Here is a 12,989-nt window from a genome sequence, read left to right as displayed (position 1 = left end):
GAGCTAGCGTGGCCGCCATGACCGACACCGAGTTGATCGAAGGACCACTCCACGCCGTGCACACCGAACTCGGCGCGACGTTCGCACCGTTCGGTGGATGGACCATGCCGGTCTCGTACGCCGGCGTCGTCGTCGAGCACACGGCAGTGCGTGAAACGGTGGGTCTGTTCGACGTCGGCCACCTCGGCAAGGCGTCGGTGACCGGCCCCGGGGCCGCCGCATTCGTGAACTCCGTCCTCACCAACGACCTGGCCAGGATCGAACCGGGCAAAGCGCAATACACGCTGTGCTGCACCGAGTCCGGTGGCGTCGTCGACGACCTGATCGCCTACTTCGTCTCCGACGAGGACGTGTTTCTGGTACCCAATGCTGCGAACACGGCAGCTGTGGTCGACGCGATGGCTGCCGCTGCCCCCGCCGGGGTCTCGGTGGTGAACCGGCACCGCGAGTTCGGAGTGCTGGCCGTGCAGGGGCCCAAGGCGTCCGAGGTTCTGCAGGAACTGGGTCTACCGACCGATATGGACTACATGGCATTCGAGGACGCCACCTGGAACTCGCTGCCTGTCCGGGTCTGCCGCACGGGTTACACCGGCGAACAGGGCTACGAGCTGATCCCGTCTGCCGACGACGTGAAACCGTTGTTCCTGGCGCTGCTGGCTGCGGTGCGGTCTCGGGACGGTCAGGTGTGCGGGCTCGGAGCGCGCGACACGCTGCGCACCGAAATGGGGTACCCGCTGCACGGACACGAACTGGCGCAGGACATCTCGCCCCTCGAAGCACGATGCGGCTGGGCGATCGGGTGGAACAAGGACTCGTTCTGGGGCAAGGACGCATTGACCGCCCAGAAGGCAGACGGTCCGGCACGGATTCTGCGCGGGCTCAGAGCTCTCGATCGCGGCGTTCTACGCCCCGGTCTCACCGTGCGCGCGTCGGGACGCGATCTCGGAACGACGACCTCCGGCACTTTCTCGCCCACTCTCAAGGTCGGTATCGCCCTTGCACTCCTCGACGCGCAGGCCGCTCCCGCGGTGGGTTCGGAGGTCGAGGTCGACGTTCGAGGCCGCGCCCTGCGCTGCGAAGTGGTCGCACCGCCGTTCGTCGTCGCCAAGACCAGGTGACCGCGTGAGACCGCCACGAACCCCACGATAGGATTCCCGGCATGACAGGTGTTTCCGAATTCACGTATGTGCAGCATCCTTCGCCCGCAACCTCCGCGGCGCGTGACGCGGTACTTGCTGCGCCCGGATTCGGAAAGCACTTCACCGACCACATGGTCAGCATCGACTACACCCGCGACGGCGGCTGGCACGATGCGAGGATCACCCCGTACGGTCCGATCGAGCTCGACCCCGCGGCGATGGTCCTGCATTACGGCCAAGCGATCTTCGAGGGCCTGAAGGTCTACCGCCAGCCCAACGGCGATCTGTCCACGTTCCGGGTGCAGTCCAACGCCGAACGATTCCGTACCTCGGCCAAGCGGCTCGCCATGCCCGAGATGCCGGACGAGTTGTTCATCGGCTCTATCGAGAAGCTGCTCGAGCTCGATCACGAGTGGGTCCCGGCGGCGGGCGGCGAGGACGCGCTCTATCTACGGCCCTACATGTTCTCCACCGAAGCCGGTCTGGGCGTGCGCCCCGCCGACGCGTATCGCTACATGCTGATCGCCTCACCCGCAGGCGCGTACTTCCCACGTGGCGTCAAACCGGTGAGCGTGTGGTTGTCCACCGAATACGTCCGCGCAGCACCGGGCGGCACCGGTGCCGCGAAGTTCGCAGGCAACTACGCCGCCTCCCTCCTCGCGCAGGCGCAGGCCAGCGACGAGGGCTGCGATCAGGTGGTCTGGCTCGACGCCACCGAGCGCCGCTACGTCGAAGAGATGGGCGGCATGAACCTGTTCTTCGTCTTCGGCTCGGGTTCCGACGCCCGGTTGGTGACGCCCTCGCTGTCCGGATCGCTGCTTCCCGGAATCACGCGCGACTCGCTGTTGGCCTTGGCGACGGACTCCGGCATCCCCGTCGAAGAACGACGGATCTCCACCGACGAGTGGCGCAAGGGTGCCGAAGCGGGCGAGATCACCGAGGTGTTCGCTTGCGGCACAGCAGCTGTCATCACCCCGGTGGGCAGCGTCAAATCCACCGACGGTTCTTTCGAGATCGCAGGCGGAGAACCCGGTGAGATCACGCTCGCACTGCGAGACACCCTCACCGGCATCCAGCGCGGCACCTTCGCCGATACCCACGGCTGGATGACCAAGCTCCGCTGATCAGCTGCCGATCAACAGGCCCACCGCGGCCGACGCCGTAGTGGTCTCGATTGCGGCACCGAGAACATCGCCCGAGAGGCCACCGAAGCGTCGGACGCAGTGTCGAACGGCAAACACCGACAGTGTCAGGACCGCGACGACGACCAGCGGCCCTTGCCAGGGTCGATCGGGTTGCGCGAAGACCGACGCAGCTGCTGCCGCAATCACCCACAGCGTCAGGACGGCGTTGGACTGCGTTCCGGCCACGAGGGCGCCGAAGCCGCCCGACGTCGATGCGTCGATTCCCTTGCGGCAGGCCAGGACTGCCGCCACCCGGGCAGTCACCGCGACCACGACGACAGCCCACCACAGTCGCTCCTGCGCGAGTTGACCCAGACTCGCGGCCTGAATCGCCGACGTCAAAGCGATGGCCGCCACCCCGAACGGTCCGGCACTACCGGACTTCATGACCTCCCGCGCACGTTCGGGCGGGCCGTAACAGCCGAGCCCGTCGGCGGTGTCGGCCAACCCGTCGATATGCATCCCGCGCGTCAGCAGCGCGGCGGCGGCAACGGCGATGAGGCCGCACAGGATTGCCGACAGCCCGGCAACCGTCGTCGCCCACAGCAGTGCCGAACACACGCACCCGAGGACGAGACCGACCAGGGGAGCGTGCGCTATCGCGCGACCGGCGCGGATCCTGTCGACCTGCGACGGGCCACGCACGGGCAGCACCGTCAACCACGAGAACGCGAGCACCAGACCCTCGGCCCGCAGCCTCACGGTCAGCGGACTTCGGGGTCGCCGGTGCTGACGCCGGCGTCGGCGAACGTTGCCATCGAATTCAACGTGTCGACTCCCGCACGAACGAGCGGCAAGGCCGTCAACGCGCCGGAGCCTTCACCGAGTCGCATCGACAGCTCCACCAACGGCTCGAGTCGCAAGTGCCGCAAGGCAAGTGAATGGGCGGGCTCGGCCGAACGATGCCCGGCGACCCACCAGGCGCTGGCACCGGCCGCACCGTCCTCCGCCACCAGTGCTGCTGCTGTGACGACGAGACCGTCCAGGATCACCGGGGTACGCCGATGCGCCGCCTGCGCGAGGAAGCCGGCGAGGGCAGCGATGTCGGCACCACCGGCCACCCGCAGCAGGTCGGTGGGATTCTTGGCGACCGGCCGAGCCCGCCGCATCGCGTCCCGGATCGCAGCGGTCTTCCTGATCCACCCGGCGTCGTCGATTCCGGTGCCGCGGCCGACGGCAGCGACCGGTTCGGCATCGGTGAGGGTGGCGATCAATACGGTTGCGGGCGTGGTGTTTCCGATGCCCATGTCGCCTGCGACGAGAAGGTCCGCACCAGCGTCGACCTCCTCGTCCGCGATGGCAGCGCCGGCGGCGACGGCGGCGCGCACCTCGTCCTCGCTCAGTGCGTCCTCGCGGTCGATGGAACCACTCGAGCGCCGAATCTTGAAGGCCGACACCGACGGATCGGTGTCGGCGTCGACAGCGATGTCGACCACCCGAACAGTGGCCCCGGCGATGGTCGCGAGGACGTTGACCGCAGCACCGCCCGCGCGAATGTTCTCGACCATCTGCGCCGTGACCTCGGGCGGGTAGGCGGACACTCCATGAGCGGCGACGCCGTGGTCGCCGGCGAAGACGACGACACGGACGCGCTCGAAGGACGTCGGCGGACTGACGTCTTGGCAGGCGGCGATCCACTCGCCGAGCGTCTCGAGACGGCCGAGGCTACCGGCCGGCTTGGTCAACCGACCTTGCCGCTCGGCAGCTTCGTACCGCGCGGAATCGGACGGCGAAGGCACCGGTCGAAACGGTGAGGCTGCCGGGATCTCGTCCACAGGAGTTGTCACACTGGGCCTTTCGCGGTCAGGGAATCCGCCGGTGGTTCTTTGAGGGTCAGCGCGAGGCCCGCGACGACCAGCAGAACCCTGTCACACACGTGCGCGAGACGCGCATTGAGGACACCGAGCTCGTCACGGAACAGTCGACCCGAACGCGACTCGGGAACGACGGACATGCCGACCTCGGGGCTGACGATCACGAGAGTCGACCTGCAGTCCGAGACCGCCGCGATCAAGTCGTCCACGGCCGGAGCAATCGTCCCGCGAGGCAGGTCCCAGGCCGCTGCGTCGTCGAGCATTCCCGTCAGCCAGGTGCCCAGATCGTCGACCATCGTGGTGCCGCCCCAGGGCTGAGCCACCACCGCCGCCAGCCCGGTGACGGTTTCGACCGTGGTCCACTCGGGCGGACGCGACGCACGATGGAGTTCGATGCGCTGCTCCCAGTCTTCGTCGGACGCATCGCGCTGTCCGGTCGCGACGTAACGGACCGGGCGGGTCGTGACCAACGATTCTGCGTGCGCGGACTTACCGGATCTGGCTCCGCCGAGGACGAGCGTTCGAGACGGCACGGCCACCGACGTCAGACGGCCTCGCCGGCGCTCACTCGCGGCTTGGGGGCACGCATCTTCCGAATCTGCGACGCCCGTACGAAGGCGTACCAGCCGATTTTGAAGCCGCCGTCGGGAGTGTCGGGGAACCGGACGCGAATGCGGTTGTTGATCATCTTGCCGAGGTAGATGCCCTCGCCGACCATGAACAGCATCATCACGAACATGCCGAGAGTGACGTACTGCTGTACCTGCGGCTGCAGGAACAGCGCAAAGATGAGAATGAGAGCGAGCGGCATGAACAAGCCGACCAGATTGCGCCGCGCATCGACGATGTCGCGAACGTAGGCACGCACCGGGCCCTTGTCGCGAGGCAGCAGATACTTGTCGTCGCCCGCGAGCATGCGCGCCCGACGCTCCGCAGCTGCTGCACGCCGTTCGTTCGAGGCAGCCTTACGGTCTTCCTTGCTGCCCTTGTTCGCCTTGCGGCGCTCTCGTGCCTCTTTGCTCGTCAGGGGAGCCGGAGCGACCGGCCCGCGGCGGCGGGCCTCGGCGTCACGGCGCTTGGGGGTCGGTCGGCCTTTGCCGAGAGACACCGGCGAGGTCGCCTCGCCGGCGGACACAGTCGACTCGGGCTCGTTCGAGTCCTGTCCGTCCGAATTGTCAGAGTTTCCACGGCGTAGCAGCTTCACGCAACCAGAGTATGGGATGAGCGGAGGCACTCGAACACCGGCCAGGTCAGCGGCGCAGCACCGGATGCTGTTCGGGCACTGCGGTCCTACACTTCCGAGAATGCGAGTGATGATTGCGCCGGACTCCTTCGGGGACACCCTGACTGCCGCAGATGCAGCCGCCGCCATTGCCAGAGGATGGGCGGGCGTCCGGAGCGGTGACGAGCTGGAACTGGCACCCCAATCCGACGGTGGACCGGGGTTCGTCGAGGTACTGGCCTCGCGCATCGGCACAATCCACGTCGCCGACGTGGATGGACCGCTCGGGACGCCGGTGCAGGCCCGCTGGCTGCTCGACGGCACGGTGGCGTACATCGAATCGGCTCAGGCCTGCGGGCTGCACCTCGTCGACGGTCCGCTGACTCCGCAGTCGGCGCTGAAGGCGAACAGCTACGGCGTCGGCCAGCTGCTGAGCGAGGCGTTGAACAGTGGTGCCACGTCGATCGTCGTCGGACTCGGCGGGAGCAGTTGCACCGACGGCGGACGAGCGATGATCCGCGCACTCGGCGGGCTGGGGTCGGCAATCGAACGGTTCTCGGGAATCGACCTCGTCGCCGCGTCGGACGTGGAGAACCCCCTGCTCGGCGATGCCGGTGCTGCTCGGGTGTTCGGGCCGCAGAAGGGTGCCGATACCGAGACGGTCGAGCGACTCGAAGAACTGAACGCCGACTGGGCTGCCGTTCTGTCGGCTGCGGGCCACGACGTGGCAGACCGTCCCGGTGCGGGTGCCGCGGGCGGGATGGGGGCGGCCCTGTTCGCCCTCGGTGGCAGGCAGGTGCCGGGTGCTGCCGTGGTGGCGGAACGAACCGGTCAGCGGGAACTCCTGGACTCCGTCGACCTGGTGTTGACCGGGGAGGGAAAGTTCGATTCGCAGTCGCTGCGAGGCAAGTTGGTGACCAGAATCGCCGCTGCAGGCGGTGCCACCGGAATCGAGACCGTGGTGCTCGCCGGCCAGGTGACGTTGAGCAAGGACGACTTGGCGTCGGCCGGTATCTCGGCCGCTCATTCGATCAGCGAGTTCGCCGGGTCTGTGGAGGTGGCCATGACCGATGCGGCCAATCAGCTCGAAAAGCTGGCCGCGCACGTGGCGGGGAGTGCTGTTGCCGGGCCCTCGAACAGGGGCGGCGCGCGCAAGGAATAGAGCAACCCGGAGTACGGTTGAGTTTGTTCACGGGTTTGGTACGACTGATAGGGAGAGCCCATGACCGTTTCGAATGAGACCACAACGACCGAAACCACGGCGCACAAGGTCACCATGACGGAGACCGCTTCGGCCAAGGCCAAGGCGTTGCTGGATCAAGAGGGCCGCGACGACCTCGCGCTGCGCATCGCTGTACAGCCCGGTGGGTGTGCAGGACTGCGTTATCAGCTTTTCTTCGACGACCGAAGCCTCGACGGCGACCTCGCGGTCGACTTCGGCGGCGTCACCCTCGCAGTCGACCGGATGAGCGCTCCCTACGTGGAGGGTGCATCCATCGACTTCGTGGACACGATCGAGAAGCAGGGCTTCACGATCGACAACCCGAACGCGACCGGATCGTGCGCGTGCGGCGACTCGTTCAACTGAGCTGACTTGCTCTCGACTGTGACCGATACACGTATTCGTGTATCGGTCACAGTCGTGTCTGCTCGTCGGTCATCCAGAACTTCACTCCGAAAGGCTCTTCTTCGTGACTCTCGCGGTATCCGGCTCGATTGCAACCGACCATCTGATGCGATTCCCCGGTCGGTTCGCCGAGCAGATCGTCGCCGATCAGCTCGCGAACATTTCGCTGAGCTTCCTGGTGGACGACCTGGTCATCCGTAAAGGGGGAGTGGGCGGAAACATCGCCTACGCACTCGGGGTCCTCGGCGGCTCTCCGCTCCTCGTCGGAGCCGTGGGGCCGGACTTCGCCGAGTATCGGACCTGGCTCGAAGAGCACGGAGTCGACTGCAGTGGCGTCAGTGTGTCTGCCACCGCGCACACAGCACGCTTCGTCTGCACCACCGACGAGGACATGGCGCAGATCGCGTCGTTCTATCCCGGTGCCATGAGCGAAGCCCGCGACATCTCCATCGACGCGCTGGCCGCACAGCACAAGCTCGATCTCGTGCTGATCGGGGCCAACGATCCGGATGCGATGACCGCCCACACGGACCAGTGCCGCGCGGCAGGTGTTCCCTTTGCCGCCGACCCGTCCCAGCAACTCGCGCGACTCGACGCCGCACAGGCCACCGACCTGATCGACGGGGCGGCCTACCTGTTCACCAACGAATACGAATGGGCACTGCTCAAGCAGAAGACCGGGATGTCCGACGCCGATATCGCGGACAAGGTGGACCTGCGGGTCACCACGCTGGGCAAGCGGGGCGTAGATATCGTCGAAAAGGGCGGGAAGCATACCCACATCGGTGTCGTGCCCGAGACGAGCAAGGTCGATCCCACCGGAGTGGGCGACGGGTTCCGTGCCGGGTTCCTCACCGGCCACCTCGCCGGAGCGAGCATCGAACGAGCTGCTCAACTCGGTTCTCTGGTAGCCGTGCTGGTCCTCGAGACCACCGGAACGCAAGAATGGAGTCTCAACCGCGACGACGCGATCAAGCGCTTGAGCGCGGCGTACGGTGCCGAAGCCGGCGAGGAGATCGGCGCGCTGCTGCCCGCCTGAGATCGGCTCCCCCCCCAGCGGGATCAATGCGGCTTTGTTGCAATCTGAGCAACTGAAATCCACATTGATCCCGGGGAGACGGGTGTACCAGTCAGATGTTGACCGGGTACTCCGGTTCGGCGATCTGCGGCACGATGCGCTTCTCCACGAAGATCCCGTGCCACACCATGAAGATCAGCAGCGTCCACAGGCGACGGCTGTGATCCGATTTGCCTGCCCGATGGTCGTCGAGCATGGCGACGATGGCGGCCTTGTTCAGAAGGTGATCGGTCTGTGACTCGGCGATCTGCTGGTGAGCCCAGTCGAAGAGTTCGGTACCGCGCAGCCAGTGGCGCAGTGGCACCGGAAAACCGAGCTTGGCGCGGTGCAGAACATGACCGGGAACGATGCCTTCCAGCGCCTGGCGCAGCGCGTATTTGGTAGTGCTCTTGGTGATCTTCTGCTCCAGTGGCAACTTCTCTGCCACGCGATAGACCTCGGAATCGAGGAACGGGACGCGCAGCTCGAGCGAGTTCGCCATGGTGATCTTGTCGGCCTTGACCAGAATGTCGCCACGAAGCCAGGTGAACAGGTCCAAATGCTGCATACGAGCCACGGGATCCCACCCCTGCGACTGCGCGTAGATGGGCGCGGTGACGTCCTGATGCGTCCACTCCGAACGGAACTCACGCAGCACCGATCGCAACTGCGCGTCGTTGAAGCTGCGTGCGTTGCCGTAGTAGCGCTCCTCGAGGGTCATCGATCCTCGGTGCAGCAAGCTCTTGCCGCGCGTGCCTTCGGGAATGCGCTCGCTCAACGATCCGGCTGCGCGGCGTAGAAATGCGGGTAGAGACTCGAACGGCTTCAACGACAGCGGCTCGCGGTAGATGGTGTAGCCGCCGAACAGTTCGTCCGCACCCTCTCCGGACAGCACGACCTTGACGTGTTTGCGAGCTTCTTTGGCGACGAAGTAGAGCGGTACGAGCGCCGGATCGGCCACCGGGTCGTCCAGGTACCAGACGATCTCGGGAATGGACGCCGCGAACTCTTCCGGTCCGACCACTTTCACGATGTGCCGAGCACCTATCGCGGCTGCCGACTCCGCTGCAACGTCGACCTCGGAGTAACCCTCGCGCTCGAAGCCGGTCGTGAAGGTGATCAAGTTCGGATTGTGTCGAATCGCCAGTGCCGCGATGGCCGTGGAATCGATGCCGCCCGAGAGGAAGGAACCGACGGTCACGTCGGCTCGCATGTGCTTGGCGACCGAATCTTCGAGCGCCTCGGCAATCTCCTGGTAGCGAGCCTTCTCGCTGCCGGGAGCGAAAGGCTTCACCGGGAACGTCGGTGTGAAGTATCGGGTGATCTTCGGCGGCGTACCGGGGGAGAGGGTGGCGTAGCAACCCGACTCGAGCCGCCTGATCCCCGCGTGCAGCGTCTCCGGTTCCGGGACGTACTGAAGCACGGTGTAGTGCTCGATGGCCCGCGGGTCGAGGTCGAGATCGACGCCCAGCAGCTCCATCAGTTCGAGAACGCTCTTCTTCTCACTGCCGAACGCGGTTCCACCCGGGCCCGTGGCGTAGAACAACGGCTTGATGCCGAAGGGATCGCGCGCGATGAACATCTCGCGAGTCTCGGTGTCCCAGATGGCGAAGGCGAACATTCCTCGCAGACGTTGCACGGCGGAAGCGCCCCAGTAGTGAAATGCCGCGACGATCGACTCGCTGTCACCTTCGGTGGCGAATTCTGCACCGTGATCGCGCGCGAGCTCCGCACGCAACTCGAGGTAGTTGTAGATCTCGCCGTTGAACACCAACGCGTACCGGTCGGGTGAACCCGGAGGTCCCCACCGCATCGGCTGATGCGAGTGTTCGATGTCGATGAACGAGAGTCGATTGAAGCCGTATACGACGTCGTCGTCGTGCCAGGTGCCACCGGGCTCGTCCGGGCCTCGATGGCGCATGCAGTGAGTCGCCGAGCTCACCAGCTCGACGCCGGCGGCGGTCGTTCCGTGAGATGTCAGTACTCCGAGCAGTCCACACACAGCGTCTGCTACCTCTTCTCGCAGTTGGGGACAATGCCGGGGGCCGGATCTCCGCGTGTCGTCAGCGGGACGGTCGATCAGCAACCGAGTATGCCGCAGACACGCTCGAACCTAGGTAACGACCCAAGGGTGGCTCCGCGTCAGCTTTGGTCTACGCTGCGTAGTACTCGGGCATCTCCATGTGGAAGCCCTTATTCTTCAGTGGTGGGCAATCAGGAAGGCGTGAACGTGGCGCATAGTCGGATCCTTCGGCGAGCGGGGCTGACAGCATTTCTCGGTGTAGCCGCGTTGATGCTGTCGGGCTGTTCCATCAGCAGTGACAACGTACTCAATTTCGGTTTCGCCTCGGGCGTCACTCCGCAGGGACGACGCATCGGCGACCTGTGGACCTGGTCGGTCATCGCCGCCCTGGTCATGGGCATCGTCGTGTGGGTCTTGATCTTCTGGGTGGTGCTCTTCCACCGTAAGAAGAAGAGCTCCCCGGAGTTCCCGCGTCAGACCGCGTACAACGTTCCGCTAGAGCTGTTCTACACGGCGGTTCCGTTCGTGATCATCGCCGTGCTCTTCTACTTCACCGTCGTGGTGCAGAACTACGTCGACGAGAAGCAGGCAGATCCCGACGTCCAGGTCGACGTGACCGCATACCAGTGGAATTGGAAGTTCGGATACCGGACGATCGACCTCAAGGACGGTGCCGCCAAGTACGAGGGCACCGACGAAGAGGAGCAGGCCGCCGCAGAAGCCGCCGCAACTCCCGGCGAAGGCGCCGAGGGTAGCGAGGACGGCGAGTTCGTGCCCGGCGCGATCCACGGTGCCATTCCCCAGGATCTGTCCTACCTGCACTACAACAAGATCGAAACGGTCGGTTCCAGCGCCGAGATTCCGGTGCTCGTCCTTCCCACCGGAAAGCGCATCGAATTCGTGCTGGCATCCTCGGACGTCATCCACGGCTTCTGGGTTCCGGAGTTCTTGTTCAAGCGTGACGTTCTCCCCAACCCCGAGGAGAACCATTCCGACAACGTGTTCCAGATCAGCGAAATCGAGCGCGAAGGTTCGTTCGTCGGTCGATGCACGGAGATGTGCGGCACGTTCCACTCGATGATGAACTTCGAGGTTCGCGCCGTGTCCCCGGACAAGTTCGAGCAGTACATCGAGCTGCGCAAGCCGTTGTCCGAGGGTGGCGAAGCGCTGACCAACGCGCAGGCACTGGAAGCCATCGGCGAGAGCCCGCTCGCGACCAGCACCTCGCCGTTCGAGACCGATCGCACCGTCCGTACCGCCACCGTCGCCGAAGGCAACTGACCAAGGAAGCATGCTGATATGAAAATCGAAGCGAAGATCTTCGAGATCCTCACGGTCTTCTTCCTCCTGGTCGGCATCGTGTATGCGCTGTTCACAGGATTGAGCCGAACCGGCGTCGAGTGGGCAGGCGTCACGGCGATCTTCCTGTCGGTCGGCCTGACGCTGATCGTCGGAACGTACTTCCGATTCGTCGCGCGACGGCTCGACACTCGGCCCGAAGACTTCGACGACGCCGAGGTAAGTGACGGTGCAGGCGACCTGGGCTTCTTCAGCCCCGGCAGCTTCTGGCCGTTCGTGCTGGCCGTGGCGGCGTCGATCACCGCTCTGGGCTTTGCCTTCTTCCAGCCCTGGTTGATCGCCTTGGGCGTCGTGTGCGTCATCGCCTCGGCCGCTGGATTGGTCTTCGAGTACCACATCGGTGCCGAACGCCACTGACCTGTAGACACCCGAAAAGGGCCCCGATCGTTCACGAGAGCGATCGGGGCCCTTTTCTGTGCTAGGACGTGCACACCGGGGACATCGCTCGAGTGCAGGGGCATTCCGACCGGGTCAGCCGGCGGGGTCGAGTGCTTTTCGGCCAGAACTGTGGCGAGCTGACCGATGCGTTCGCGAGCTGCGGCTGGTGTGAGTGCTTCGATCAGGAGCCCTCCATGCCTGCACCGAACCTGTTCTTGATCGGCGTCCGGGAGACCCAGGCCGCCACCGCCTTCTACAGCGACCTGTTCGAGATCGAACCGACCTTCACGAGTCCCCACTATGTTGCTTTCGACGTTGCCCCCGGTGTGCTGCTCGCGTTGTGGACGGGCTACGCCGAGCACTCTGTACCGAGCACACCCTGCATGAGCGAGATCGGACTCATGGTGCCCGGCCCCTCGGAGGCAGTCGACGACATATTCACCGATTGGGTCGCGAAAGGAGTTGCCGTGGTGCAGAAGCCACACGAAGCCGTCTTCGGCCGCACTTTCGTGATCGCGGACCCCGACGGCAACCTCATCAGGGTCTCGCCGATCGACTGAGAAGCACCACGCCTACCTACTGCGGGTCGGTGAGAGACCGGCCGCACCCCAAGGGCCGGTCTTTCATCATGGACTGGAACGCATGAACGTCCCGGAAAACCACGGCGCGGATCCGAACCAGTCAGGACGCGTCTGGCTCCCGCAGGGTCGACGACGTATCCGCCGTGGATTCGAGCAGTGCATCGAGTGAGATCTCCAACGCAGTGCACAGTGCGGCGACGGTAAAGAATGCCGGGGTTGCGATACGCCCGGTCTCGATTTTTCTGAGTGTCTCGACGGAAATGCCTGCGGCGTCGGAAACCTCGGTCATGGTCCGGCTGCCCCGGAAACGGCGCAAAGCTGTGCCCAAGCGAGCACCACGCGCGAGTTCACCGGGACTGAGTGGGATACGGACCATACACCGATACTAATACCGGTCGAGACCGACCGGGCCGATGCTCGTCACCGATGGGTCTGCAGACTACCGGCAGGTGAGTGCCGACTCCGACTCGAGCATTACCGCGCTCTGAATCGGCAGTCCTCGGGCGGGGGAGGGGAGTGGAGCCTGTGAGAGTTGCGGCCTCCGTTCACAGGACTCCCGCGGACCGATGGAGATCCAGCCGGATCGTCTCCGGACATATGTCGAG

General features: G+C 65.1%; 14 protein-coding genes. 8 read left to right on the top strand and 6 right to left on the bottom strand.

The annotated features are described in order from the left end of the window. Positions 1-17: 17 nt before the first annotated feature. Both gcvT and K414_RS0119075 read left to right on the top strand, forming a co-directional pair. Positions 18-1,118 carry a glycine cleavage system aminomethyltransferase GcvT gene (gcvT, locus tag K414_RS0119080; RefSeq protein ID WP_027497397.1) on the top strand — a complete coding sequence of 367 codons (1,101 nt, stop codon included), beginning with the start codon at positions 18-20 and terminating at the stop codon, positions 1,116-1,118. Positions 1,119-1,159: 41 nt separating this feature from the next. Then, positions 1,160-2,263, top strand: coding sequence for a branched-chain amino acid aminotransferase (locus K414_RS0119075; RefSeq protein WP_027497396.1), 1,104 nt, complete (start codon positions 1,160-1,162; stop codon positions 2,261-2,263). On the opposite strand, the gene K414_RS0119070 is transcribed toward K414_RS0119075, so the two are convergent. The 4 genes from K414_RS0119070 to K414_RS0119055 are packed head-to-tail and all read right to left on the bottom strand — an operon-like array spanning position 2,264 to position 5,341. After that, complete coding sequence (locus tag K414_RS0119070; RefSeq protein ID WP_027497395.1) at positions 2,264-3,025, bottom strand: adenosylcobinamide-GDP ribazoletransferase; 762 nt, start codon at positions 3,023-3,025, stop codon at positions 2,264-2,266. It lies immediately after the preceding gene. Between the two features lie 2 nt (positions 3,026-3,027). Beyond that, the gene (gene cobT / locus K414_RS0119065; RefSeq protein ID WP_230074370.1) at positions 3,028-4,062 is read right to left on the bottom strand and encodes a nicotinate-nucleotide--dimethylbenzimidazole phosphoribosyltransferase; all 1,035 of its coding nucleotides are present in this window, start codon (positions 4,060-4,062) and stop codon (positions 3,028-3,030) included. Between the two features lie 44 nt (positions 4,063-4,106). Then, the gene (cobU, locus tag K414_RS0119060) at positions 4,107-4,676 is read right to left on the bottom strand and encodes a bifunctional adenosylcobinamide kinase/adenosylcobinamide-phosphate guanylyltransferase (protein ID WP_032368122.1); all 570 of its coding nucleotides are present in this window, start codon (positions 4,674-4,676) and stop codon (positions 4,107-4,109) included. Between the two features lie 5 nt (positions 4,677-4,681). Beyond that, positions 4,682-5,341, bottom strand: a complete 660-nt coding sequence (locus K414_RS0119055; protein WP_027497392.1) for a DUF3043 domain-containing protein — start codon at positions 5,339-5,341, stop codon at positions 4,682-4,684. A gap of 100 nt (positions 5,342-5,441) precedes the next feature. Here K414_RS0119055 and K414_RS0119050 point away from each other — a divergent pair, with 100 nt between their 5' ends. From K414_RS0119050 to K414_RS0119040, 3 genes are all read left to right on the top strand, one after another. Then, positions 5,442-6,521: a glycerate kinase gene (locus K414_RS0119050; RefSeq protein WP_027497391.1), complete on the top strand. Its 1,080-nt coding sequence runs from the start codon at positions 5,442-5,444 to the stop codon at positions 6,519-6,521. A gap of 60 nt (positions 6,522-6,581) precedes the next feature. After that, complete coding sequence (locus K414_RS0119045; RefSeq protein ID WP_027497390.1) at positions 6,582-6,947, top strand: iron-sulfur cluster assembly accessory protein; 366 nt, start codon at positions 6,582-6,584, stop codon at positions 6,945-6,947. Positions 6,948-7,050: 103 nt separating this feature from the next. Beyond that, on the top strand, positions 7,051-8,025 hold the full coding sequence (locus tag K414_RS0119040) for a carbohydrate kinase family protein (protein WP_027497389.1): 975 nt from the start codon (positions 7,051-7,053) through the stop codon (positions 8,023-8,025). Between the two features lie 91 nt (positions 8,026-8,116). Here the strand turns inward: K414_RS0119040 and asnB are convergent, their stop codons facing one another. Next, complete coding sequence (asnB, locus tag K414_RS0119035) at positions 8,117-10,045, bottom strand: asparagine synthase (glutamine-hydrolyzing) (protein WP_027497388.1); 1,929 nt, start codon at positions 10,043-10,045, stop codon at positions 8,117-8,119. A gap of 222 nt (positions 10,046-10,267) precedes the next feature. Between asnB and K414_RS0119030 the strand changes: the two genes are divergently transcribed. The 3 genes from K414_RS0119030 to K414_RS0119020 all read left to right on the top strand — a co-directional run bounded on the left by K414_RS0119030 (position 10,268) and on the right by K414_RS0119020 (position 12,363). Beyond that, the gene (locus tag K414_RS0119030; protein ID WP_027497387.1) at positions 10,268-11,347 is read left to right on the top strand and encodes a cytochrome c oxidase subunit II; all 1,080 of its coding nucleotides are present in this window, start codon (positions 10,268-10,270) and stop codon (positions 11,345-11,347) included. 18 nt (positions 11,348-11,365) lie between these two features. Beyond that, the gene (locus tag K414_RS0119025; protein WP_027497386.1) at positions 11,366-11,782 is read left to right on the top strand and encodes a cytochrome c oxidase subunit 4; all 417 of its coding nucleotides are present in this window, start codon (positions 11,366-11,368) and stop codon (positions 11,780-11,782) included. Between the two features lie 215 nt (positions 11,783-11,997). Further along, positions 11,998-12,363, top strand: a complete 366-nt coding sequence (locus tag K414_RS0119020; protein WP_027497385.1) for a VOC family protein — start codon at positions 11,998-12,000, stop codon at positions 12,361-12,363. A 121-nt stretch (positions 12,364-12,484) separates the two neighbouring features. Here K414_RS0119020 and K414_RS0119015 read toward each other — a convergent pair whose 3' ends face one another. Beyond that, positions 12,485-12,760 carry a helix-turn-helix transcriptional regulator gene (locus K414_RS0119015; RefSeq protein ID WP_027497384.1) on the bottom strand — a complete coding sequence of 92 codons (276 nt, stop codon included), beginning with the start codon at positions 12,758-12,760 and terminating at the stop codon, positions 12,485-12,487. Positions 12,761-12,989: the final 229 nt, after the last annotated feature.

This window comes from Rhodococcus sp. JG-3, assembly GCF_000482405.1.
Lineage (GTDB): Bacteria > Actinomycetota > Actinomycetes > Mycobacteriales > Mycobacteriaceae > Rhodococcoides > Rhodococcoides fascians.
The sequence above is the reverse complement of the archived record's forward strand: the minus strand, read 5'-3'. Positions and strand labels throughout refer to the sequence as shown.